25 protein-coding genes are annotated in these 22355 nt (G+C 39.3%); 4 read left to right on the top strand and 21 right to left on the bottom strand.

The window, feature by feature from the left end; translation table 11 throughout:
- Window positions 1-87 precede the first annotated feature (87 nt).
- The 3 genes from guaA to QWY93_RS03090 form a co-directional block, all read right to left on the bottom strand.
- Window positions 88-1617: a glutamine-hydrolyzing GMP synthase gene (guaA, locus tag QWY93_RS03080; protein ID WP_290246722.1), complete on the bottom strand. Its 1530-nt coding sequence runs from the start codon at window positions 1615-1617 to the stop codon at window positions 88-90.
- A 221-nt stretch (window positions 1618-1838) separates the two neighbouring features.
- A complete protein-coding gene (locus QWY93_RS03085) occupies window positions 1839-2906 on the bottom strand; it encodes a M20/M25/M40 family metallo-hydrolase (protein ID WP_290246723.1) in 1068 nt (355 codons plus the stop codon).
- A 253-nt stretch (window positions 2907-3159) separates the two neighbouring features.
- Window positions 3160-4743: an acyl-CoA carboxylase subunit beta gene (locus tag QWY93_RS03090; RefSeq protein WP_290246724.1), complete on the bottom strand. Its 1584-nt coding sequence runs from the start codon at window positions 4741-4743 to the stop codon at window positions 3160-3162.
- Window positions 4744-5042: 299 nt separating this feature from the next.
- On the opposite strand from QWY93_RS03090, the gene QWY93_RS03095 reads away from it, so the two are divergent.
- The 3 genes from QWY93_RS03095 to QWY93_RS03105 all read left to right on the top strand — a co-directional run bounded on the left by QWY93_RS03095 (window position 5043) and on the right by QWY93_RS03105 (window position 7864).
- Window positions 5043-6011, top strand: a complete 969-nt coding sequence (locus QWY93_RS03095) for a Ppx/GppA phosphatase family protein (protein ID WP_290246725.1) — start codon at window positions 5043-5045, stop codon at window positions 6009-6011.
- Window positions 6012-6071: 60 nt separating this feature from the next.
- Window positions 6072-7148: an Ldh family oxidoreductase gene (locus QWY93_RS03100; protein ID WP_290246726.1), complete on the top strand. Its 1077-nt coding sequence runs from the start codon at window positions 6072-6074 to the stop codon at window positions 7146-7148.
- A 206-nt stretch (window positions 7149-7354) separates the two neighbouring features.
- Window positions 7355-7864: an OsmC family protein gene (locus tag QWY93_RS03105; protein ID WP_290246727.1), complete on the top strand. Its 510-nt coding sequence runs from the start codon at window positions 7355-7357 to the stop codon at window positions 7862-7864.
- A 184-nt stretch (window positions 7865-8048) separates the two neighbouring features.
- Here the strand turns inward: QWY93_RS03105 and QWY93_RS03110 are convergent, their stop codons facing one another.
- From QWY93_RS03110 to QWY93_RS03120, 3 genes are read right to left on the bottom strand one after another with little or no spacing between them, the layout of a single operon-like run.
- Window positions 8049-8360 carry a hypothetical protein gene (locus tag QWY93_RS03110; protein ID WP_290246728.1) on the bottom strand — a complete coding sequence of 104 codons (312 nt, stop codon included), beginning with the start codon at window positions 8358-8360 and terminating at the stop codon, window positions 8049-8051.
- A 19-nt stretch (window positions 8361-8379) separates the two neighbouring features.
- Window positions 8380-8763 (bottom strand): hypothetical protein, encoded by a 384-nt coding sequence (locus QWY93_RS03115; RefSeq protein ID WP_290246729.1) that lies wholly within the window; start codon window positions 8761-8763, stop codon window positions 8380-8382.
- Between the two features lie 18 nt (window positions 8764-8781).
- Window positions 8782-8910, bottom strand: coding sequence for a hypothetical protein (locus QWY93_RS03120; RefSeq protein ID WP_290246730.1), 129 nt, complete (start codon window positions 8908-8910; stop codon window positions 8782-8784).
- A 408-nt stretch (window positions 8911-9318) separates the two neighbouring features.
- Between QWY93_RS03120 and QWY93_RS03125 the strand changes: the two genes are divergently transcribed.
- Complete coding sequence (locus tag QWY93_RS03125) at window positions 9319-9555, top strand: hypothetical protein (RefSeq protein ID WP_290246731.1); 237 nt, start codon at window positions 9319-9321, stop codon at window positions 9553-9555.
- Window positions 9556-9591: 36 nt separating this feature from the next.
- Here the strand turns inward: QWY93_RS03125 and QWY93_RS03130 are convergent, their stop codons facing one another.
- The 15 genes from QWY93_RS03130 to rpsM form a co-directional block, all read right to left on the bottom strand.
- Complete coding sequence (locus QWY93_RS03130) at window positions 9592-10455, bottom strand: 3-keto-disaccharide hydrolase (RefSeq protein ID WP_290246732.1); 864 nt, start codon at window positions 10453-10455, stop codon at window positions 9592-9594.
- Window positions 10456-10694: 239 nt separating this feature from the next.
- Window positions 10695-11276 carry an HPP family protein gene (locus QWY93_RS03135; protein ID WP_290246733.1) on the bottom strand — a complete coding sequence of 194 codons (582 nt, stop codon included), beginning with the start codon at window positions 11274-11276 and terminating at the stop codon, window positions 10695-10697.
- A gap of 300 nt (window positions 11277-11576) precedes the next feature.
- Window positions 11577-12413 carry a bifunctional hydroxymethylpyrimidine kinase/phosphomethylpyrimidine kinase gene (thiD, locus tag QWY93_RS03140; protein ID WP_290246734.1) on the bottom strand — a complete coding sequence of 279 codons (837 nt, stop codon included), beginning with the start codon at window positions 12411-12413 and terminating at the stop codon, window positions 11577-11579.
- 309 nt (window positions 12414-12722) lie between these two features.
- Complete coding sequence (locus QWY93_RS03145) at window positions 12723-13754, bottom strand: LLM class flavin-dependent oxidoreductase (RefSeq protein ID WP_290246735.1); 1032 nt, start codon at window positions 13752-13754, stop codon at window positions 12723-12725.
- 329 nt (window positions 13755-14083) lie between these two features.
- Window positions 14084-14962, bottom strand: coding sequence for a cysteine synthase CysM (cysM, locus tag QWY93_RS03150; RefSeq protein WP_290246736.1), 879 nt, complete (start codon window positions 14960-14962; stop codon window positions 14084-14086).
- Entirely contained in the window at window positions 14962-15804 is an 843-nt protein-coding gene (locus QWY93_RS03155) for a serine O-acetyltransferase (protein ID WP_290246737.1), read from the bottom strand. The genes cysM and QWY93_RS03155 overlap by 1 nt, the downstream gene beginning before the upstream one ends.
- A 14-nt stretch (window positions 15805-15818) precedes the next feature.
- On the bottom strand, window positions 15819-16397 hold the full coding sequence (locus QWY93_RS03160) for a hypothetical protein (protein WP_290246738.1): 579 nt from the start codon (window positions 16395-16397) through the stop codon (window positions 15819-15821).
- Window positions 16378-16665 carry an FtsB family cell division protein gene (locus tag QWY93_RS03165; RefSeq protein WP_290246739.1) on the bottom strand — a complete coding sequence of 96 codons (288 nt, stop codon included), beginning with the start codon at window positions 16663-16665 and terminating at the stop codon, window positions 16378-16380. Before QWY93_RS03165 ends, QWY93_RS03160 begins: the two co-directional genes overlap by 20 nt.
- A 160-nt stretch (window positions 16666-16825) precedes the next feature.
- A complete protein-coding gene (gene eno / locus QWY93_RS03170) occupies window positions 16826-18109 on the bottom strand; it encodes a phosphopyruvate hydratase (RefSeq protein ID WP_290246740.1) in 1284 nt (427 codons plus the stop codon).
- Window positions 18110-18130: 21 nt separating this feature from the next.
- Window positions 18131-19225: a glutamine-hydrolyzing carbamoyl-phosphate synthase small subunit gene (gene carA / locus QWY93_RS03175; RefSeq protein WP_290246741.1), complete on the bottom strand. Its 1095-nt coding sequence runs from the start codon at window positions 19223-19225 to the stop codon at window positions 18131-18133.
- Window positions 19226-19352: 127 nt separating this feature from the next.
- Complete coding sequence (gene rplQ, locus QWY93_RS03180; RefSeq protein ID WP_290246742.1) at window positions 19353-19904, bottom strand: 50S ribosomal protein L17; 552 nt, start codon at window positions 19902-19904, stop codon at window positions 19353-19355.
- 6 nt (window positions 19905-19910) lie between these two features.
- Window positions 19911-20900, bottom strand: coding sequence for a DNA-directed RNA polymerase subunit alpha (locus tag QWY93_RS03185; protein WP_290246743.1), 990 nt, complete (start codon window positions 20898-20900; stop codon window positions 19911-19913).
- A 34-nt stretch (window positions 20901-20934) separates the two neighbouring features.
- Complete coding sequence (rpsD, locus tag QWY93_RS03190; RefSeq protein ID WP_290246744.1) at window positions 20935-21540, bottom strand: 30S ribosomal protein S4; 606 nt, start codon at window positions 21538-21540, stop codon at window positions 20935-20937.
- A gap of 18 nt (window positions 21541-21558) precedes the next feature.
- Window positions 21559-21957: a 30S ribosomal protein S11 gene (gene rpsK / locus QWY93_RS03195; protein ID WP_290246745.1), complete on the bottom strand. Its 399-nt coding sequence runs from the start codon at window positions 21955-21957 to the stop codon at window positions 21559-21561.
- Between the two features lie 15 nt (window positions 21958-21972).
- Window positions 21973-22350 carry a 30S ribosomal protein S13 gene (gene rpsM / locus QWY93_RS03200; protein ID WP_290246746.1) on the bottom strand — a complete coding sequence of 126 codons (378 nt, stop codon included), beginning with the start codon at window positions 22348-22350 and terminating at the stop codon, window positions 21973-21975.
- Window positions 22351-22355: the final 5 nt, after the last annotated feature.

A 22355-nucleotide genomic window follows, 5' to 3' on the forward strand; every position in this document is an offset into this window, starting at 1 on the left:
TTTATACCTAAATCCGACCAGTTTACGAATTTAATGGATTTCAGACCAAAACAGATAAAAAAAGCCTGATTTTAAATCAGGCTTTTTTTATTCCCATTCAATGGTTGCCGGTGGCTTAGAACTGATATCATAAACCACCCTGTTAACTCCTTTTACTTTATTGATAATTTCATTGGAGATGTTTCCTAAAAACTCATATGGCAAATGTACCCAGTCAGCAGTCATGCCGTCCACAGATGTTACTGCTCTCAAGGCCACAACCCTTTCATAAGTCCTTTCATCTCCCATTACTCCTACAGACTGGATAGGAAGTAAAACAGCACCTGCCTGCCATACATCATCATAAAGACCGTTATCCTTTAGACCCTTGATAAAAATATGATCCACCTCCTGCAAAGTGGCTACCTTTTCCGGGGTAATATCACCCAAAATCCTGATGGCCAATCCTGGCCCGGGGAATGGATGTCTTCCAATAATATTTTCAGGGATTTCAAGTGCTCTACCAACCTCTCTCACCCCGTCTTTAAACAAGGTATTTAGGGGTTCTACCACTTTCAATTTCATGAAATCAGGTAGCCCACCCACATTATGGTGGGATTTGATAGTTGCAGAGGGCCCATTTACGGACACAGACTCGATCACATCAGGATAAATTGTACCCTGCCCCAACCATTTTACACCTTCTATTTTATGAGCTTCATCATCAAAGACCTCTATAAAGGTTTTGCCAATGGCTTTTCGTTTTTCTTCCGGGTCAGATAATCCTAAAAGAGCATCATAAAAACGCTGCTTAGAATCCACCCCAATTACATTCAAGCCCATGTGTTTGTAGGAATCCAGCACTTCCTCATATTCGTTTTTACGGAGCAAACCGTTATCTACAAAAACACAGGTCAAATTATCTCCAATGGCACGATCAATCAAAGTGGCTGCTACTGAAGAATCAACACCACCGGAAAGCCCCATTACAACTTTATCATCTCCTATCTTCTCTTTTAGGTCCGATACAGTTGCATCGATAAAAATATCTGAGGTCCAATCTTGGGGGCAACCACAGATATGCACCACAAAATTCCTCAGGAGGTTTTTCCCTTCTGTGGAGTGAGTCACCTCAGGGTGGAATTGAATTCCAAAGGTTTCCTCCCCTTCCACCTTAAAGGCCGCTACTTCAACTGATGGAGTACTGGCAATCACCTTAAAATTTCCGGGTAATGTTTTAATCGTATCCCCATGAGACATCCATACCTGGGAACCATGGGTCATTTCTTTCAATAAATCTTCATGAAGATCCAAATGGGTCAGATTGGCCCGACCATATTCTCTGATTTCAGATGGAGTTACATCTCCACCATATTTCTGAGCCAAAAGTTGGGAACCATAACAAACCCCCAACACGGGCAATTTTCCACGAAACTGATCCAGATCAAGATCAGGAGCACCTTCATCCCTCACCGAACAGGGGCTACCTGATAGAATGATTCCTTTGATATCAGAAGTGATCTCAGGAATTTTATTATAAGGGTGAATTTCACAATAAACGTCGAGTTCTCTTACTCTTCTGGCGATGAGCTGTGTATATTGAGAACCAAAATCTAGGATTAAAATCTGTTCTGCCATGCGCAAAGTTAACCAAGCTTCCATAAATCAAAAAATAGTTCCCAAAAATTTCGGAATAATATTTGGATGGGAAGTTCCATTTTTCAAGACTTCAAAATGTAAACAGCTAATTTTCTGACAAATACCATTAATCCCTCCTAACCAACCTCAAACGATCAAAGCAAATAAAAGCCCACAATGGAGCATTTCATTATGGGCTTTTTTATTATAAAAACTTCGTTTTACTCTACGTATTTAAAATTATAATTGGGATTTAGATCTTCCAGGAAACCGGTAATCAAATCAATCACATTGTCAATATCCTTCTTACTGGCAGTCTCAACGGTGGTATGCATATACTTGAGAGGAAGAGAAATCAAAGCTGAAGGCACACCTTCATTTGAATAGGCAAAAGCATCGGTATCAGTTCCTGTCCCCCTAGAAGCAGCCGCACGTTGAAAAGAAATTTCTCGTTTATTGGCGGACTCAATGATCAAATCCAATAATTTCTTATGTACGGAGGCTCCATAAGTAAGTACAGGTCCATCACCTGCAACCTGTTCCCCACTTGTAATTTTGTTGTACATAGGGGCAGTGGTGTCATGGCACACATCAGTAATAATTGCAACATTGGGTTTAATGTTGGCCGCAATCATTTCTGCTCCCCGGAGACCTATTTCTTCCTGAACTGCATTGACGATATATAGCCCAAATGGAAATTCTTTTCCGGATTCCTGGATTTTCTTAGCCACTTGGGCAATCATATAACCGCCTACCCGGTTATCCAATGCCCTACCAGCATAAAATTTACCATTTAAGTCCAGTAAATCATCCTGAAAGGTCACCACACACCCCACATGAATACCCATTTTTTCAACATCTTCCTTGCTGCGGGCACCTACATCGATAAAAATATTTTCAAGGCTTGGCTTATCTTCTTTATCCCCCTTTCTCACATGGATAGCAGGCCAACCAAATACTCCAGGGATTATTTTAGCATCAGTATGAATATTGACCCTCATGGAAGGTGCAATGATATGATCTGAACCTCCATTTCTGCGGACGTAAATATATCCTTCCGGTGTAATATAGTTTACAAACCAACTGATTTCATCGGCATGTGCTTCTATCACAACCTTAAATTCAGCCTCCGGATTGATCACCCCAACAGCTGTCCCATAATTATCAGTAAAATGCTGATCCACATAGGGTTTTAAATAATCCAACCAAATTTGTTGGCCAGAAGCTTCAAAGCCTGTGGGAGAAGCATTGTTTAGGTATTTGTAGAGAAATTTTTCTTCGTTTGTCATATTTTATTTTTTATCCTAATGTTTAATCGTCCACAGTACACTTTACTGTAAACCGAAACTTAATTTAGTTCACTGAGTTTCGCAATTCCTGAATTTTCTAACCAGACCATTCACCTTGATAGTTAGTTCCAAGACCATCTCCCAAACTCTTAGATTTTCAAACTTGAACCCCATTAATAATAAATTTTATTAAAAAGTAAAAACTCCCTGGCCCTTTACCATACAGCAGTGGACCGTGGACCATTTAACTCACCTACAACGGTATATTCCCATGTTTTTTTCGGGGCAGTTTATCTACTTTATTGGAGAGCATCTTAAATCCACGTATTAGCTTTTCCCTGGTTTCAGAGGGCAAAATCACTTCATCAATAAATCCCCGATGAGCTGCCCTGTAGGGGTTGGCAAACCGTTCAGTATAATCATCCACTTTTTCCTGAAGTTTTGCTTCAGGGTCTTCTGCTTGGGCAATTTCTTTTCTAAAAATGATTTCTGAAGCACCCTTGGCACCCATTACGGCAATTTCTGCTGTTGGCCAGGCAAAGTTCAAATCTGCCCCAATATGTTTTGAGTTCATCACATCATAAGCACCTCCATAAGCTTTCCGGGTGATAACGGTAATCCTTGGGACAGTGGCTTCGGAAAAGGCATACAAAAGTTTTGCACCATTTGTAATTATCCCATTCCACTCCTGGTCTGTCCCGGGTAAAAATCCCGGAACGTCCACCAATACCAACAAGGGAATATTGAAACAGTCACAAAATCGAACAAACCGAGCAGCCTTAACTGAAGCATGATTATCCAATACCCCTGCAAGGGATTGAGGTTGATTGCCAACAACTCCAACACTTTTTCCGGCAATCCTTGCAAAGCCCACCACAATATTATCGGCAAAATTTTCATGGACCTCTAAAAAGGAGCCTTCATCGACTATCCCCTGGACAACTTCCCTCATATCATAGGGATGGTTGGGGTTTTCGGGGATTATATCATTCAAGATTTCCCTTGATTCATCTTCCTTTAAAGTATAAGGCAAATGGGGAGGATTATCTTCGCAATTTTGGGGAATATAACTTAAAATCTCCTTGATTCTCTTGATGCATTCCACTTCATTTTCACAGGAAAAATGGGTCACTCCGCTTTTGGTTCCATGAGCACTGGCGCCTCCTAATTCCTCTGCAGTTACTTTTTCCTGGGTTACTGTTCGTACTACGGAAGGCCCGGTAACAAACATATAGGAGGTATCTTCCACCATTAAAATAAAATCTGTAATGGCTGGAGAATAAACGGCCCCACCAGCACAGGGCCCCATGATCCCAGATAATTGGGGCACGACACCGGAAGCCAGGGTATTCCTGTAAAAAATATCTGCATAGCCGGCCAGGGATTTTACACCTTCCTGAATTCTTGCGCCTCCCGAATCATTAAGGCCAATTACAGGGGCCCCATTCTTCATGGCCATATCCATGATTTTACAGATCTTTTCCGCATGGGTTTCAGATAAGGAACCTCCAAAAACAGTAAAATCCTGGGAAAAAACATAGGTTAGCCGACCATTAATTTCTCCATACCCAGTAACCACTCCATCACCCAAATAATACTCCTTGTCCAATCCAAAATCTTTGGAACGGTGCATTACAAAGCGGTCTATTTCCTGAAAAGTCCCCTCATCGAGCAGAAGATGTATTCTTTCCCTTGCAGTAAGTTTTCCCTTTTTATGTTGGGCTTCAATCCTGACTTCCCCTCCACCCTTTATAGCTTCCTCATTTTTCTTTTCCAGTAGATCGAATTTTTCCTTATTCCCCGGAAAGGTGTAAACTCCTTTGGTTGAACTTTTCATAAACAAATCCCTTTTTTAATATAACAATTTCTTAAAAGTCATTTAATCCCAACATCTCAATAAACCATTACTTTTCCCAAAATCTTTCAGTTGAAATAGAGTTTTTTTGCGGCTTCACCCCTCTAACCAAATATAACCAGCCAATGATTAGCGAAGAAATTTTTTATAGAAATAAGCTATTTGGTACAAAAAAGGGAATTAAGCCAATGGACAAAAAAATCACTTCACAGAATCCTAATCTTGAAGCGGTTGCATTTTAAATAAACTTCATATATTCGCACAACTAAAATTTGGGCTTAATGACAAAAGAAAAGGCAGCCATAATTGATATGGGAACCAATACTTTCCATTTATTATTGGTGGAACTTAATCAGAATGGGTTCCAAACCCTCTACAAGGAAAAAGTTCCGGTAAAAATCGGGCAAGGGGGCATAAGTAACGACCTCATTCACCCGGAAGCCCAAAACAGGGCTTTAAACGCCCTGGGCCATTTCCGTAAACTGATTGATAAAGAAAACATCAAACAAGTTTATGCTTTTGCAACTAGTGCGGTAAGAAGTGCCAAAAATGGAAAAGAATTCACCCAATTTATCAAAGACCAATTGGACATTGAGGTCCATGTCATCAATGGAGATCAAGAAGCAGAACTCATTTATGAAGGAGTGCAGTTTAGTGGATCTTTGGAGGATGAAAACAGCTTAATCATGGATATAGGCGGTGGGTCTGTAGAGTTCATCATAGGTAATCAACATCAGGCGTTATGGAAAAGGAGTTTTGAAATTGGCGGACAACGATTGCTGGATCTTTTTCATTACCATGATCCCATTTTGCCAGAAGAAATAGGTAGGTTAATGGGTTACCTGGACGATCGATTAACCCCTTTGAAGGAAGCCATTGCACTTTATCAACCCAAGAGATTTGTGGGTGCTTCAGGCACTTTTGACACCCTTACAGACATGTATTATGCATCAGTTCATTTGTCCAAGGAAAAGGGCGAAAGGGTATTTCATCTTCCAAGAATCATTTTTGAGGCTTTTGCACAAAAATTAGTAACTCTAAACAAAGCTCAAAGGCTGGAAATCCCAGGCATGATTCCCATGAGAGTGGACATGATTGTGGTGGCCACTTGTTTAATAGAATATATTCTGAAATTTGTGGATGCAGATGAACTAATTTGTTCCCACTTTGCACTGAAAGAAGGGGTTATTTCCAAATTAATCAAAGGGGCGCAGTTAGAGGTTCCGGTTTATATCAATAATTCCCATTAGACCCTAAATAAAATTACTACCCCCTTTAGTTGATGGCGGCTTAAAAATGAAATACAAAAAATGAATTTTACTTTCGAGCAACTATTTGATTTCACCAAAAATATTTTTGTCAAAATAGGGTGTCCAGAAAGAGACGCTGAAACGGCAGCAGAAGTGTTACTTTCTGCTGATTTGAGAGGAGTGGACTCACACGGGGTGGCACGCCTTTCTGGCTATGTCAGACTTTGGGAGGCAGGTAGGATCAACCCTAATCCCAATGTAAAAATCATCCATGAGACCCCAAGCACCGCGGTAGTAGATGGTGATGGTGGTTTAGGCCTTGTTGTAGCCCCTGTGGCAATGAAAGTTGCCATGGATAAAGCCAGGAATGTAGGAACAGGCTGGGTTTCTGTAAAACACTCCAACCATTATGGTATTGCAGGTTATCATGCCATGCAAGCCTTACAAGAAAACATGATTGGACTTAGCATGACCAATGCAAGTCCATTGGTAAGCCCCACCTTTTCAAAGGAAAGGTTATTGGGGACCAACCCTATTTCCATTGCCATTCCAGCCAAAGAACAGCCTCCCTTTGTGGCTGACATGGCAACCACAACTGCAGCAAACGGTAAGCTGGAGATTCTTCAAAGAAAGGGGGAAAATGCTCCGGAAGGTTGGATTCAGGGAAAAGACGGCAATCCCACCACCAATCCCTATGGGGTTAAAGAAGGCGGATCATTATTGCCATTAGGTGGAGACCGGGAACATGGTTCCCACAAAGGTTACGCATTGGGCTCCATTGTTGACATCTTTTCTGCAGTACTATCGGGGGCAAATTATGGCCCCTGGGTTCCTCCCTTTGTGGCTTTCTTGGAACCGGACCCTAATCCTGTAGGAGAAGGATTAGGACACTTTTTTGGAGCAATGAGAGTGGACGCCTTCAGGCCTGCTGATGAATTTAAATCCCATATGGACAAATGGATAGAGCGGTTTAGGTCTTCGGCTACAACTCCTGGTCATGAAAAGGTTTTGATTCCAGGAGACCCTGAAAGGGAATTGGAGCAGGAAAGAAGAAAATCAGGAATCCCCCTATTAAATCCAGTTGAAAAGGATTTGAAGGCTCTTGGAAAAAAATTTAAAGTCCCATTTGCAGAGTAGGCTACAAAATTTCTTCTTAAGGATATTAAAAAGTCTTTTAGTAAATAAAACTAAAAGACTTTTTTCTTTTTCCCTTGAATACCAATATTTTATAAAAACACAAACCTTTTCATACTACCAATATCAAAGTTTCCCAATTTAAATATACCCATTCCAAATTGTATCAACTTTTGGAAAGTCTGAAATATATTTTTTAAATTATGTCCATGTCAAAATTCCATCATTACCAAAGTATTTTAGAGTGGACCGGAAACACCGGCATGGGCACCAGAGGGTATCTAGCCTATAAAAGAGATTTCGATATTATTATCGAAGGGAAATCCACCATACATGGCAGTGCCGACCATCATTTCAGAGGAACCAAACACAGGCATAATCCGGAAGAACTATTTTTATCAAGCATATCTTCTTGCCATATGCTCTGGTATCTTCATCTTTGTGCAGAAGCAGGGATTAGTGTAGTCAATTATGAGGACCATTCTGAAGGCATAATGCTGGAGGAAAGAAACGGTTCGGGCCATTTTAGTGAAGTCACGCTTTACCCTGTGGTCACCGTTGAAGACGAATCCATGAAAAACAAAGCCATGGAATTACATGAAGAGGCCAGAAAACATTGTTTTATAGCTAATAGCTGCAATTTTAAAATCAGGCATAAACCTGTGGTAAGGATTCAAAAAAAGGTTACTCAAGATGGAATTTATCCACCCCATAATTAACCCAATACTGACAGGTTAATCCAAAGGGGCCACCGGCTGGAAATAATAAAATAATGTTATTGGGGGTGGAATATAGTTTTCTTGCACCCTTTCAAATTTCAGTTCACTCTCGAAAACAAAAAATTGCATCATAAAAAAAGCACCGGCCAAAAAACCGGTGCTTGTCTCACTGAACGAATAGCAACTATTCTTCCACAATTTCATTTCCTTCAGCATCATACTTTTTGGTGATGCCTTCCTCTTCAGTACCAAATTTTACTTTGTAAATAACTTTTCCTTCATCATCAGTAATTTGATAAGCTTTTGAAATGGTCAATTCTTTGGTTTCCTCACTCTCACCGATGGTGTCTTTTACCGCTTGAGGCAAATCTTCAGGAGAGATTTCCACTTTGTCTTGTACCGTTTGAACAAAAGCGGGAGATTCATTTACTGGCAATGCCTGAACTCCTGCAGCTGTAAATACTCCAAATGCGAAAATTAAAACTAGTTTTTTCATGGTTGTTTTATTTATTGTTTTATAGTTCAATTAAATTTCCTTTTTCATCAAAGGAGACTTTCAATACTTCTCCTTCCTGGGTCTTAAAAGTAAGGTCATAGAGTTTTTCCTCTTCACCTGCCTCTACTAGATAGGCTTTTTCTAGTACCAAGCTGGACAACAAAGTATCCTTTTCCACCTTTTTGGTAACCATCTCAGGTAACATCTCGACTTTCACTTCAGTTTTTTCTCCTTCCATCACCGGTTCCATTTGGCTAACCTCCGTCATTTCCTGGTTAGGTTCTTCCATTTTATGAGACAAAGAATCTTGATGCTCTTCGTGGGAATCTTTATTTTCATTTTGCCCCCCACAAGAAACCAGCACAAAAGCTGGGATAGACATTAAATACAGTAATTTTTTCATAGCATTGTTGGCTTAGTTTTAATATAAGGTGCTTGTCGGACGAACTCGCAATGAAGTCCTATAGGTATTTTTGTTACTTTCTTCACCAATATGATAGCCTGTGGCTCCAATCAGCATCAAAATCACAAAACCTATTAATGACAGCATTAGAATTACTTTTTTTTCTACTGTCACTCACTTATTTTTGTTTATTTATATATGATCATATGCCATGCCATTCGAAAAATGCCCTTAAAAGGGCAAATAAGGGCTTCTTCAAAAAAATCAGATGTAGCTAAAATCCCCAAATTGTAGAAACAATAACTAGCAACAACAACATTTAGAACAAGACAACTTCACATTTCACCAAACATCAGCTAACTAAATACCATTCTTGCAATAAAAATATTTCCTGCCTTGATTTTTCCCTTTTGCTCAAATGAGAATGGATAAAACTGAAAAAGGTTAAAATTCCAACATAAAAAAAACGTGATCGACCATCAAAGCTATAAATATGCTTAGTTATTTATGGAAATGAGCTATCTATTCCATAACTTTAAGTAAAAGGAAACTGAAATGAACAGGTATTTTCTAAATATTGCTGCATTTTTTATTTTATTAATAACACCACTTCTGGCATGGGCCCAGATCCCAACTGGAACTCCAAGAACTGATGACCCATTTGTCATTAATACCACTGCAGATATAATTATATACTTGGTATTGCCATTATTAGTGATTGTATTATTTATATTCTGGTGGTTCTTTTACAAAAAGCCAAAAGAAAAAGAAAAAGAAAACAAAGGCTCCTGATCTTTGCCTTAACAAAAAATACATCCCCATTAAAAACTACTTTCTTACTCTTAGTTTTTCCAAAATGGTATTTAACTGTTTCTGATTTTGTATATATGGGTTTAAATCGAACACTTCCACTTGTCTAAAGTCTATAGGGTGGCTTTCACTTTGGAGCGAAATATATCCCTGTTTTAATGGGCGCCCATCTTTTTTTACATTTTCATCGTAATCATGCACATTACCTCCTCCAATTTGAGGTTTGTAGTAAGTCAAAACGGTGTCCCCCTCCACTATATGATGAATTACAGAATTCCCAAGAACCAAAAAATCTGCTGATACCCATTGTTCACCATGAAATGTTTTGGAATGGGAAGAAACGCAATGTGGGGTAAATAGCTCCCCATCCATCACCACATGGGTTCCTGGAGTACAAAGGTTACTGGTGGTTCTTTCTTCCACTCCATTTCCACCGAGCAATTGTCCCTCAATGGAAATGGGAAAATCCTGACCTTTCCCCATGGTTTCCGGAGCTTGCGAATGTAGCATGGCACCACTATTTCTAATGGCCCAATCTTCACCCCCTGGAGCTTGTTCACCAACAAACCTGTATTCTATATGAAGTAAATAATTAGAAAAGGGTTTGTCATAAAAAATATGGCCATATTTTTTATCAAAATCCTCATACCCCTCATAGCGAACTTTTAAGAGCCCATTCTCTACTTTAAAGGTATTGGCATAATTATCCCCCAATTCATGTTTAGAAATTTTGACCTTCCAATCATTCAAATCCTTCCCATTAAAAAGTGAAATCCATTGATCAGAAGAAACCTCCATCTCATCTTCAACTTTCTTTTCATTAGAATTACAAGACAATAGAGCTAATAATATAAAGATGGGTAAAAATAAATACCTTAGCATATTTTTTCTTTGCTTTATAATTTAATGAATTTCGGGTATATCCTGCTTTGATATAATTGACCTTTTGAAATTAATTTTCTATTAAAGGTAAAAATCATAATAAAAATTTCTTTTCTATTTTGAATTGAGCCCCTGCTAACTGAAAGGAAAGAAACCAGCCCGTTTCCTTAAAATCATTAAATGAAAATTTGGGCTGGATTTACTAGGATGAAATTTATTATTAATGGAGGTATTTTCCTCTATTTTTTATTTTTTCCTAAAGGGTATTGTCTGTTTTTTGGAATGTTATTAATAATAATTCCAACAATAAATAAAATCAAAACCCCAGAAAAAACGGGGCTAAGCAAATAATAATAGCCCAAAGTTTTTACTTTCTCGGTCCCAATGACGGCTATAAGTGCTGTAGCCCCTCCAGGAGGGTGCAGCGACTTGGTCAGCTGCATCCCAATAATAGCCATGCCAACTGCCAAACCACAACTCAACCAAATCACCTCATATTCACCTACAAATTTGTACACAGTTACTCCAATAAAAGCGGAGGTCAGATGCCCCAATATAAGGTTTCTTGGTTGGGCCAGGGGACTTTTCGGAGAACCATACACCAAAACTGCTGAAGCTCCGAAAGAACCAATTAAAAAAAGCTGTCCGGAGGGAGAAAAATCATGAAAATAGGATTGCAACAGACCAATGCAGGCTATCCCGATAAAACCTCCAAAAAAGGTCCAAAACATTTCCATTAACTCGGAGGGCCTTAACTTCTCTTCCACCCTCCACAACTTGTTGTAAGTTCTTTTAAAGCCTGCTAGTTTACCTATATCCATTTACCACTAATAATTGAATTAAATTGGAATATGAAAAATAAGAACCCAAAATTAGCTGGCCATAAATTATCCACAAAGCAATCGGAGATAACCAAAAATTATAATAAATTAATCAGGTCTGAAACCTCCAAAGAAAACAGCATAAAAATCAACCCACTTCTCTGCAAGGATCATAAACCAGAACAAATAGGGGTGTTTCATTCAACTATAAAAAACTAATAATCCGCCATCAGATTCAACAAACAGTTAAATCTAAAGCTAGCTATATTTCTATGAAAAAATTTCCTAATTGTATATTTTTCAACTTTCGGTTACCTTTTTCATTTCAATGGGTGAAAAAAAATGATTGAGGGGACCCTTTCCTTTACCTGTTCTAATCTCCTTACCAGATTCCAAAGCATTCCGCACATATTCCCTTCCCTCCCTTACTGCTTCTTCCAAATTTTTCCCCTGAGCAAGAAAAGAGGCAATGGCAGAGGACAGGGTACATCCAGTTCCATGGGAATTGGACGTTGAAATCTTTTCTCCTTTAAAAATGGTTATCTTTCCGCCCCGTTGGCATAAGACATCAAAAACCTGATTCCCTTCCAAATGTCCCCCTTTTACTAAAACCGCTTTACTACCATAATGAAGTATTCTTTTCCCAACTTCTTCCATATCCTTTTTGTTTCTGACAGGAAAGCCCTCCAAGGTTTCTGCTTCGTCTAGATTGGGAGTAACAAGATCACAAAGAGGAAAAAGTTTTTCCTTGAGCAATTCCACGGTTTCCAGAGTAATCAAAGGATCTCCGCTTGTGGACACCATCACCGGATCGAAAACAATTGGAGTTTCATTTAAGGCTTGAAGTTTTTCAGAAACAATTTCCACAATTTCGGGTCGGTGCAACATGCCAATTTTTATAGCTCGGGGAGGCAAGTCCTCCAAAACAGCATCCAATTGGGAGGCCACATGGTTTCCCTGAACTCCTAAAATGTTCCTTACTCCGCAGGTATTCTGGGATGTGACAGCAGTAATGACAGACATACCATAACAGCCCAAAGCAGAAAAAGTTTTTAAATCGGCTTGGATACCAGCCCCACCTCCACTGTCAGACCCTGCAATAGTTAAAAGCTTTATGTATTGATATTGAGTGTTCATTTCCATTCCACAAACAGCAAAAATGTTTATTGGTCAAAATACCCAGTAAGGAATTTATTTCCTTACTGAATAATAATTCAAATGGGTAAACCATTCTTAACCTTATTTTTTTCCCATACCTTCAGAAACCCCATCAAAAATAATGATAAAATTCTGCTATATAGCTCCTTTATTCAAAAATGGAGGATTAGCCCCCTTGGCCCTTTCTTTTGGAATTAATAACATTCTAAATAATTCCAAAAAAACCAAGATTAAAATTGGCATCCAATTGCCCCGGTGAAGAAGCTTTAGACTAAATCATTCCAAAATTTACTGAGACAGTTCCATTTTGGTTCTTTTAATAATTTCTGCTAAAATTTGATAAGAAAGTATTCTTGCATCGTGATCATAAATATGCGAGGTGACCATGATCTCATCTACCTGAGCCAATTCCTGAAAAGCCTTTAAGTCATGCTCCACCGTCGAAGGGGCCCCAATAAAGGAACAAGCCATCATATGACGAACTGCTGTTTCCTCCTCGTTACTCCATAAGCCCTCCATATTTTCCACAGGGGGAAGCAAAGGGAATGACAATCTTCTGATACCATTTAAGGCCAACCTGTATAATGAAGTTGCAAGTTGGTGAGCTTCTTTATCTTCTTGAGCAGCTATCACATTGACACAGGAAATCACATAGGGCTTAGAAAGTTGGTCTGAGGGTTCAAAATTCTCTTTATAATATGCTATTGCTTTCAAAAACTGTTTTGGTGCAAAATGGCTGGCAAAAGCATAAGGCAATCCTTTTTTTGCAGCAAGGGCAGCACTACTCATACTAGAGCCCAACAAATAAATCGGAATATCCAAACCTTCTCCAGGAATGGCATGAACCCGGCCATCAATATTTTCCGGGGATAAGTACATCTGCAGGTCCTCAAGGTCTTGAGGAAATTCCTCAAGGGTTTCCAACCTGTTTCTCCTAAGGGCCCTTACTGTTTCCTGATCGGTACCAGGTGCTCTTCCTAGACCTAGATCCACCCTGCCAGGAAATAACGAAGCCAAGGTACCAAACTGTTCAGCTACCATCAATGGACTATGGTTGGGCAACATAATCCCACCTGACCCAATTCGAATGGATTTGGTTCCTCCCCCAATATGGGCCAATAAAACGGCCGTTGCTGAACTTCCTACACTGGGCATATTGTGGTGTTCAGCCATCCAAAACCTTTTATATCCCATATCCTCCACATGCTTGGCTAAATCCATACTTCTTTGAAAGGCATCAGCTGCATCCCGGCCTTCGTTGATTATGGCCAAATCCAATACGGAAAAATTCACTTTACCCAGCTTCAAATCTTTTTTCATTGGAATCGGATTTTACTAATCAACTACCATCAATACATTTTCATTCCTTCTCGATTGATTTTTTATTCAGTTTTCAATTTTGGAAAAGAAAATTAATAGCCAAAGAGGAAATGATTGAAGTCTTAATTTATCAATTTCATGGGGCTTTAATGATTAAAAATTGTTATTTCTAAAAAAAATCAAGCCATCCTATTTTCCCTTACAATCAGAGAAGTAAAAAACCAGGCAACAGATACATTTTAACTAAAAAACCGGACAAGTTAAAACGTCCGGTTTTTTAGATTTATAACCATTGTCCCTCAAGAGAGATTTATTTTTATACAACAATTTTACCCAAATAAATCGGAACTCAAATAGCGATCTCCACGATCACAAGTAATACAAACAATCACTCCTGATTCCAGGGTTTCAGCCAATTTTACAGCTGCATGAAGGGCTCCCCCACTACTCATACCTGCCAGAATTCCTTCTTCTTTAGCCATTCTTCGGGTCATCTGGGTGGCTTCTTCTTGGCTGACATCAATGACCTTATCCACCCTGGAAGGATCAAAGATCTTGGGCAAGAACTCAGGGGACCAACGCCTAATCCCAGGAATATTGGAGCCATCGGTGGGCTGGGTTCCTACGATTTGAATAGCAGGATTTTTTTCTTTCAAATATTTAGAAACTCCCATTATGGTTCCCGTAGTCCCCATTGCAGATACGAAATGTGTGATCTTCCCCTCAGTATCCCTGAAAATCTCGGGGCCTGTCCCTTCATAATGGGATCTGTAATTATCAGGGTTGGCAAATTGGTTTAGGATAAAATACTCTTCTTTTTCAGCCATTTCCTCTGCAAGGGTCCTGGAGTATTCGATGGTTTTTTCAGCCGGGGTCAGAATCACCCTTGCCCCATAAGCTTCCATGGATAACACCCTTTCCCTGGTGGAATTATCAGGCATAATCAAGGTCATATTTACCTCCAAAAGTTGCGCAATCATCGCCAAGGCAATGCCTGTATTCCCACTTGTTGCTTCCACCACATTGGCTCCTTTTTGGATTTCACCACGTTCCAGCGCACTTTTTATCATAAAATAGGCGGGTCTGTCCTTTACGCTCCCGCCTGGGTTTTGCCCCTCAAGTTTACAATAAATTTTTACTTTTGGATTGGTTGGTATGTTTTCTAACTCCACCAAAGGAGTGTTTCCAATTAGTTCAAACAACTTCATTAAGCGTCATTTTTAAAGACATACATGTCAGTAGTTTCCGCATTAGCATTGTACATCTTTGTCTGGTAATATATTTTACTTTTTGCTGGAATGCTTTTGGTTAGCCAAACATTACCTCCAATAATGCTGTCAGACCCGATTACGGTCTTCCCTCCCAAAATGGTGGCTCCGGCATAAATCACCACCCGGTCTCCAATTGTAGGATGCCTTTGTGTATCTGCTGCCTCCTTATTGACACTTAGAGCCCCCAAGGTTACCCCCTGATAGATTTTCACATGGTCCCCTATCACTGTGGTCTGTCCAATCACCACCCCGGTACCATGGTCAATGCAAAAATGCCGACCGATATTGGCACCAGGGTGAATATCAATACCGGTCTTGCTATGCGCAAATTCAGTAATCATCCTGGGGATCAACTGGATTTTTTTCTCCAACAGCAAATGAGCAATCCTGTAAGCTGCTACAGCATAAAAGCCTGGATAACTTCTAATCACTTCATTGGTTGAACGGGCAGCAGGGTCCCCTTCAAACATTGCCTGCACATCACCATGAATAAGATCAAAAACCAATTCCAAATCATCGAAAAAAGATTTGGCCAAATCTTTAGAATGCCCCTCATGTAACCTGGGGTTTTTACTTAAAATATCCTCTAATTGATTTTCTAAGGATTGAAGTTTATTTGCTACTTCTGACTTGTCCTTAATTACTTTTACTGCATATTCAGGAAAAAGTACCCAAAGCAAATCCTCAAAAAAAGATTGAATCAGTTTTGGAGACGGGCAATTTTTACATTGTTGATGTGAATAATATATTTTATCAATAAACTTTTCTCTTGATTCCATTTTTTCCAACTCCTTTAGAATACAAAACCCGCCCTTATGACATATGGTTCGTTATAAGGTGATTTTTGATTATCATATAATACATTATACAATATCGAAAAGTTCAATCCACCACGGTTTCCAAAAGGCATGAAGTATCCACCTCCTAAAAATAAACCTGGGACCCATTCCCTATAAAAAACAAACTCCCCGGGAGGATCCTCCCGGACTAGTTCTACATTTAGGGTTTCTAATTCCGCATGGGCAAATAAGTTATCCAGTAAATTATACCTGTTAAATACCTTACCCCCATAAATACTGGATTTGGCATTCGGTATATCCTTATAATTTAAATACCTATAGGTTGCACCGAGCCCCACCGAATACCGCTCTGTCATCATGAGTCCCACCAAGGGAGAGGCTTCAATATAAGTGATTGACCCAAATTGCAATCCAAAATTACCTCCAAAATAGAGGCGCTCATTTAAAGGTGTCTTCACACCTTCCTCTGGGAAATACGCTCTTTGTGAAAATCCCTGATAGGAAATCAGTCCCAAAGTAAAAAAAAGAAGAAAAATTTTTGTAATGATATTTTTATTCTTCCACCACCACATATAGATCTTCGGTTTTCTTTTTCATCATATACCTTTCCCTGGCAAACTTTTCCAACAATTCATAATTGCTCATGAGTTCCTCCCTTTCTTCCTGAATTTTCTTTTTCCTTTCCAGGTAAAATTCCTTTTGGTCCTCCAGGTGGCTTAATTTAGCCCTCAATGTAAATTGGCTTATGATATCATTTGTATCAATTAAGACCATCCATAGGATGAACAAAACAGTAAAAACGAAATAGAAATTTTTGGTATATTTTAGATACTTCCCCATTATACCGAAGCTTTGTTTTAAACAAATATAGGGAAATGGTATGAGTAACTACCACCCCACAGCTGAAAAATAAATCGCCACTAACAGAAGATTAATCAGGCAAAAACAAAATAAGCACCCACCGGGGTGGATGCTTTAACTTTTTATTGTTTTTCCTGAATTATGAAATTTTTCCAGGGAAATAAGCAGAGCTTTCCAAAAGCTCCTCGATTCTTAGCAATTGGTTGTATTTGGCCATTCTGTCTGATCTGGAAGCAGAACCTGTTTTGATCTGGCCAGTATTGCATGCCACTGCTAGGTCAGCAATGGTAGAATCTTCGGTTTCACCAGATCTGTGAGACATTACAGCAGTAAATCCAGCTTTATGAGCCAATTCAATGGCATCCAATGTTTCAGTCAAAGTGCCGATTTGGTTAACTTTGATCAAGATGGAGTTAGCTGATTTTTCTTCAATACCTCTTTTCAGGAATTTCACATTGGTCACGAAAAGGTCATCACCAACCAATTGAACTTTATCTCCAATTTTAGCGGTCAATAAAGCCCAACCTTCCCAATCTTCTTCTCCACAACCATCTTCGATAGAGTCGATAGGATATTTCTGAGTCAATTCAGCCAAATATTCTACTTGTTCTTCACGGGTTCTGGCTTTGCCAGATTCACCTTCGAACTTCTTATAGTTATAAGTATCATTTTCGAAGAATTCGGAAGAAGCGCAGTCAAGTGCAATGGTAATATCTTTTCCAGCTTCATAACCAGCTTTGGATACTGCATCAAGGATGCATTCCAAAGCTTCCTCAGTACCACCAGAGAAATTAGGAGCAAAACCTCCTTCATCACCTACTGCAGTGCTAAGGCCTTTGTCATGCAAGATTTTTTTCAAATGGTGGAAAGTCTCGGCACCCATTCTCATTGCTTCTGAGAAAGTAGCTGCACCTACTGGTCGGATCATAAATTCCTGGAAAGCAATAGGAGCATCGGAGTGAGAACCACCATTAATAATATTCATCATAGGAACAGGAAGGGTTTTAGCATTTACCCCACCTACATATCTAAACAACGGAAGTCCCAATTCATCAGCAGCTGCTTTAGCAACGGCCAAAGAAACACCCAAAATAGCATTGGCACCCAATTTGGATTTGGTCTCAGTACCGTCCAAATTAATCATCATTTCATCAATGCCTCTTTGATCAAATACAGACTGGCCTATCAATTCAGGTTGGATAATTTCGTTTACATTTTCAACTGCTTTCAAAACGCCTTTTCCAAGATAAGTAGCTTTGTCACCGTCTCTCAGCTCAACCGCCTCATTTACTCCGGTAGAAGCACCACTAGGAACTGCAGCCCTTCCAAATGCACCTGTATCGGTAAGTACATCAACTTCAACAGTTGGATTTCCTCTTGAATCTAAAATTTGTCTCGCGTGAATTGATTGTATCAATGTCATATTATAAAAGGTTTATAGGTTTCAATTTTTATTGATTAAAGAAATAAAGTCATCAAACAAGTAGCGGGAATCATGCGGTCCCGGCGCAGACTCTGGGTGATATTGTACCGAAAATGCAGGGCGGTCCTTTAACTTGATACCCGCTACGGTATTATCATTTAGGTGAATATGAGTAATTTCTACCTCCGGATGATTTTCGCTGTCTTCTTTCACGATATTAAATCCATGGTTTTGAGAGGTGATTTCACTTTTTCCAGTCAGCAGGTTTTTGATGGGATGGTTGATTCCCCGGTGGCCATGGTGCATTTTATAGGTTTTGATACCTACTGCTTCAGCAAGAAGTTGATGCCCAAGACAAATTCCAAATACTGGTTTGTTTAGTGCCAATATATCTTTTACCGTATTCACAGCATAATCCATCACTGCTGGATCTCCAGGGCCATTTGAAAGGAAATATGCATTTGGTTTCCAAGCCTCCATTTCATCCAAGGAAGTTTTGGCAGGAAATATTTTACAGTAAGCTCCCCTTTCCACCAAGCTCCTTAAAATGTTCTTTTTTATTCCATAATCAAGACAAGCCACTTTAATAGAAGAATTTTCATCTCCCACAAAATAAGGTTCCTTAGTACTCACTTGAGAGGATAGTTCCAAACCATCCATATCAGGAACTTTATCCAGTTCTTGTTGCAAGTCCTCAATATTATGAAACTCTGAACTGATGATAGCATTCATGGCTCCTTTGGACCGGATGTGTCTCACCAATTTACGGGTATCCACATCGGCAATCCCGGTGATTCCATGGCTTTCCAAATATTCCTGCAATGATTGGCTGGCATCAAGCCTGCTGTAAATTTCAGAAAAACTATTTACAACTATTCCAGCAATTGTAGGATTATCAGATTCTACTTCGTCTCCGATCACCCCATAGTTACCAATATGGGATGTAGTGTTCACAATTATCTGTCCGGTATAACTAGGGTCAGTATAGATCTCTTGATAGCCGGTCATACCAGTATTAAAACAGATCTCACCACCATTTGTACCATGTTTACCGATTAGGGTCCCGTGAAATACGGTCCCATCTTGGAGTAGGAGTATTGCTTTTTGTTTGTCCATTTATTGAAATTAATTGGGCAAATTTAAGGATTTTCTCAGTAAGAGTTAGAATATTTTTAAGAGATAATAAAAAAGGGATTGAACAATTGTCCAATCCCCATTATTTTAACTGAAAATAACACATCTATTATTCAGATTTTTTATCATCTTCAGCACCGGCATTGTCCTCAGTGGACTTATCCTCTGATGCTTTGTTTTCAACATCTTCAGTTTTTGCTTCAGCAGAAGCAGAGGAAGCACCTTCGCTGGCAGATTTGCCAGAACCACGACGGCTTCTTCTTGTTTTCTTCTTAGCAGGAGCAGCTTCTTTCAACATCAGTTCATTGAAATCAACCAATTCGATAATACACATTTCAGCATTATCACCCAACCGGAAACCGGTTTTGATAATTCTGGTGTACCCACCTGCTCTATTACCTACACGATCAACAACCTCCCCAAAAAGGGATTTAATTGCTTCTTTATCTTGAAGGTAGGAAAAAACAATTCTTCTATTATGAGTAGTATCTTCTTTGGCTCTGGTTACCAAAGGCTCTACATATTTTCTTAATTCTTTGGCCTTGGCAAGCGTTGTAGAAATACGCTTGTGAAGAACCAGCGAAGCAGCCATATTAGAAAGCATGGCTTTCCTGTGAGGAGCTTTTCTGCCAAGGTGATTAAATTTCTTACCGTGTCTCATCTTTTATTATTCTTCATCAAGTTTATACTTAGATATGTCCATGCCAAACTGAAGACCTTTTTCCTGGATCAACTGCTCCAATTCGGCCAAGGATTTTTTACCAAAGTTTCTGAATTTCATCATATCAGAAATTTCCAACCTGGCCAGATCCCCAAGGGTTTTCACATCAGCTGCCTTCAAACAATTGAAAGCCCTAACGGAAAGATCCAAATCACTCAATGGAGTCTTCAGGAGCTTACGCATATGCAAAAACTCCTCATCAATTGGTTCAGGAGAATCCCCACCAGGAGTGTCAATGACCATTGTCTGATCAGAGAACAACATAAAGTGCTGAATAAGGATTTTAGCAGATTCCTGCAAAGCTTTTTCAGGGTGAATTGAACCATCTGTAGTCACTTCAAGGATTAATTTCTCAAAGTCGGTCTTTTGCTCTACCCTGGTATTTTCAACGCTGTATTTTACATTTTTAATAGGAGTAAAAATAGCATCGATTGGAATAAGCCCAAACACCTGTTCTTTTGGTTTCGATTCTTCGGCTGGCAGATATCCCCTGCCTTTTTCTACCGTAAGTTCAATCTCAAAACTCTTGGAATCATCCAAATGGCAAATCACCAAATCCGGATTCAAAACCTCAAAAGAAGAGGTGAACTTAGCGATATCTCCAGCTGTAAAAACGTCCTGGTTCTTAACTTCTACGGTAATTTTACCATCTATGGATTCATGCTTTTTCTTAAGCCGAATTTGTTTGAGGTTAAGAATAATATCAGTAACGTCTTCCACAACTCCCTCGATGGTAGAAAACTCATGCACAACCCCTGGTAATTTTACAGAGGTGATGGCATAGCCCTCAAGGGAAGAAAGTAAAATTCTTCTCAGCGCATTACCAATAGTCACCCCGTAACCTTTTTCCAGTGGTTTGAAAGTAAATAAGCCTTGGAAGTCATCGGCTTTTTCCATCACCACCTTTTCGGGCATTTGAAATGCTAATATGGACATATCAATAGTTCTTTTAAGTCAGAAAGTTTAGTTATTACTTAGAGTAAAGTTCAACGATAAGTTGTTCTTTAATATTCTCAGGAATATCTTCCCTAACAGGAATACTAACAAACTTACCTGAATACGAATTATTATCCCACTCTAACCAGGAATAACGATTCGCTCCTCTACCCGCGAGACTTTCGGTGATGGCCTGAAGGGATTTGGACCTTTCCCTTACAGAAACAATGTCACCTGGTTTCAAGGTAAAAGAAGGGATGTTTACCACCTGACCATTTACCAAGATATGTTGGTGTGATACAAGTTGACGAGCACCTCTTCTTGTAGGAGCTATTCCAAGCCTAAATACTGTATTATCCAGCCTAGATTCTAGCAATTGCAATAGGTTTTCACCGGTAATGCCTTGTTTACGGGAAGCAATGTTAAACATTTTGGCAAATTGTCTTTCCAATACGCCATATATATATTTTGCCTTTTGTTTCTCCGCTAACTGGATCGCATATTCAGACTGCTTTTTTCTTCTTCCTCTTCCGTGCTGTCCTGGAGGATAGTTCTTCTTTTGAAGGGCTTTGCTTTGTCCTTCAATAGGTTCACCAAATTTTCTAGAAATTTTTGCTTTTGGACCTCTATATCTAGCCATTCTTATTTCTCGGTTAAATTAAACTCTTCTACGTTTTGGAGGACGACATCCATTATGAGGAAGTGGCGTCACATCAATAATCGTAGTAACATCTAGACCTACATTTTGTAGTGTTCTGATTGCAGATTCCCTACCTGATCCGGGACCCTTCACAAATACTTCCACTTTTCTTAATCCAAGGTCATAAGCAACTTGTCCACAGTTCTGAGCGGCCATCTGGGCAGCATAAGGAGTGTTCTTTTTGGAACCTCTAAAGCCCATTTTACCGGCAGAAGCCCATGAAATCACTTGTCCTGCATTATTGGTTATGGAAATAATAATATTGTTAAAAGAAGCTTTGATGTGAGCCTGGCCCACTGCTTCCACCTTAACAACTCTTTTTTTATTTTTAGCTTTATCGTTTCTTCTTTGAGCCATAATCTATATCAAGATTTATTTAGTCGCCTTTTTCTTATTAGCAACAGTCTTTCTCCTACCTTTTCTTGTTCTTGCGTTGTTTTTAGTCTTTTGACCTCTAACTGGAAGACCTTTTCTGTGTCTAAGCCCTCTGTAGCAACCAATATCCATCAATCTCTTGATGCTCAACTGAACCTCAGATTTCAAAACACCTTCAGTTTTGAATTCTTCTGAAATAATATTCCGGATAGCAGTAGATTCTTCATCTGTCCACTCGCCGGATTTCTTATCAAACGATATTCCCGCTTTGGCCAAAATGGCCCTGGCGGAGCTTCTTCCTATACCAAAAATATAGGTCAAGCCGATTTCACCCCTTTTATTGTCAGGGATATCAACTCCTGCGATTCTTGCCATAATTT

The sequence above is a fragment of the Echinicola jeungdonensis genome (assembly GCF_030409905.1).
GTDB lineage: Bacteria > Bacteroidota > Bacteroidia > Cytophagales > Cyclobacteriaceae > Echinicola > Echinicola jeungdonensis.

Coding starts and splice junctions, on each gene's coding strand:
- guaA (WP_290246722.1), bottom strand. CDS start 1,617: ATGGCAGAACAGATTTTAATCCTAGATTTTGGTTCTCAATATACACAG.
- QWY93_RS03085 (WP_290246723.1), bottom strand. CDS start 2,906: ATGACAAACGAAGAAAAATTTCTCTACAAATACCTAAACAATGCTTCT.
- QWY93_RS03090 (WP_290246724.1), bottom strand. CDS start 4,743: ATGAAAAGTTCAACCAAAGGAGTTTACACCTTTCCGGGGAATAAGGAA.
- QWY93_RS03095 (WP_290246725.1), top strand. CDS start 5,043: ATGACAAAAGAAAAGGCAGCCATAATTGATATGGGAACCAATACTTTC.
- QWY93_RS03100 (WP_290246726.1), top strand. CDS start 6,072: ATGAATTTTACTTTCGAGCAACTATTTGATTTCACCAAAAATATTTTT.
- QWY93_RS03105 (WP_290246727.1), top strand. CDS start 7,355: ATGTCAAAATTCCATCATTACCAAAGTATTTTAGAGTGGACCGGAAAC.
- QWY93_RS03110 (WP_290246728.1), bottom strand. CDS start 8,360: ATGAAAAAACTAGTTTTAATTTTCGCATTTGGAGTATTTACAGCTGCA.
- QWY93_RS03115 (WP_290246729.1), bottom strand. CDS start 8,763: ATGAAAAAATTACTGTATTTAATGTCTATCCCAGCTTTTGTGCTGGTT.
- QWY93_RS03120 (WP_290246730.1), bottom strand. CDS start 8,910: ATGCTGTCATTAATAGGTTTTGTGATTTTGATGCTGATTGGAGCCACA.
- QWY93_RS03125 (WP_290246731.1), top strand. CDS start 9,319: ATGAACAGGTATTTTCTAAATATTGCTGCATTTTTTATTTTATTAATA.
- QWY93_RS03130 (WP_290246732.1), bottom strand. CDS start 10,455: ATGCTAAGGTATTTATTTTTACCCATCTTTATATTATTAGCTCTATTG.
- QWY93_RS03135 (WP_290246733.1), bottom strand. CDS start 11,276: ATGGATATAGGTAAACTAGCAGGCTTTAAAAGAACTTACAACAAGTTG.
- thiD (WP_290246734.1), bottom strand. CDS start 12,413: ATGAACACTCAATATCAATACATAAAGCTTTTAACTATTGCAGGGTCT.
- QWY93_RS03145 (WP_290246735.1), bottom strand. CDS start 13,754: ATGAAAAAAGATTTGAAGCTGGGTAAAGTGAATTTTTCCGTATTGGAT.
- cysM (WP_290246736.1), bottom strand. CDS start 14,962: ATGAAGTTGTTTGAACTAATTGGAAACACTCCTTTGGTGGAGTTAGAA.
- QWY93_RS03155 (WP_290246737.1), bottom strand. CDS start 15,804: ATGGAATCAAGAGAAAAGTTTATTGATAAAATATATTATTCACATCAA.
- QWY93_RS03160 (WP_290246738.1), bottom strand. CDS start 16,397: ATGTGGTGGTGGAAGAATAAAAATATCATTACAAAAATTTTTCTTCTT.
- QWY93_RS03165 (WP_290246739.1), bottom strand. CDS start 16,665: ATGGGGAAGTATCTAAAATATACCAAAAATTTCTATTTCGTTTTTACT.
- eno (WP_290246740.1), bottom strand. CDS start 18,109: ATGACATTGATACAATCAATTCACGCGAGACAAATTTTAGATTCAAGA.
- carA (WP_290246741.1), bottom strand. CDS start 19,225: ATGGACAAACAAAAAGCAATACTCCTACTCCAAGATGGGACCGTATTT.
- rplQ (WP_290246742.1), bottom strand. CDS start 19,904: ATGAGACACGGTAAGAAATTTAATCACCTTGGCAGAAAAGCTCCTCAC.
- QWY93_RS03185 (WP_290246743.1), bottom strand. CDS start 20,900: ATGTCCATATTAGCATTTCAAATGCCCGAAAAGGTGGTGATGGAAAAA.
- rpsD (WP_290246744.1), bottom strand. CDS start 21,540: ATGGCTAGATATAGAGGTCCAAAAGCAAAAATTTCTAGAAAATTTGGT.
- rpsK (WP_290246745.1), bottom strand. CDS start 21,957: ATGGCTCAAAGAAGAAACGATAAAGCTAAAAATAAAAAAAGAGTTGTT.
- rpsM (WP_290246746.1), bottom strand. CDS start 22,350: ATGGCAAGAATCGCAGGAGTTGATATCCCTGACAATAAAAGGGGTGAA.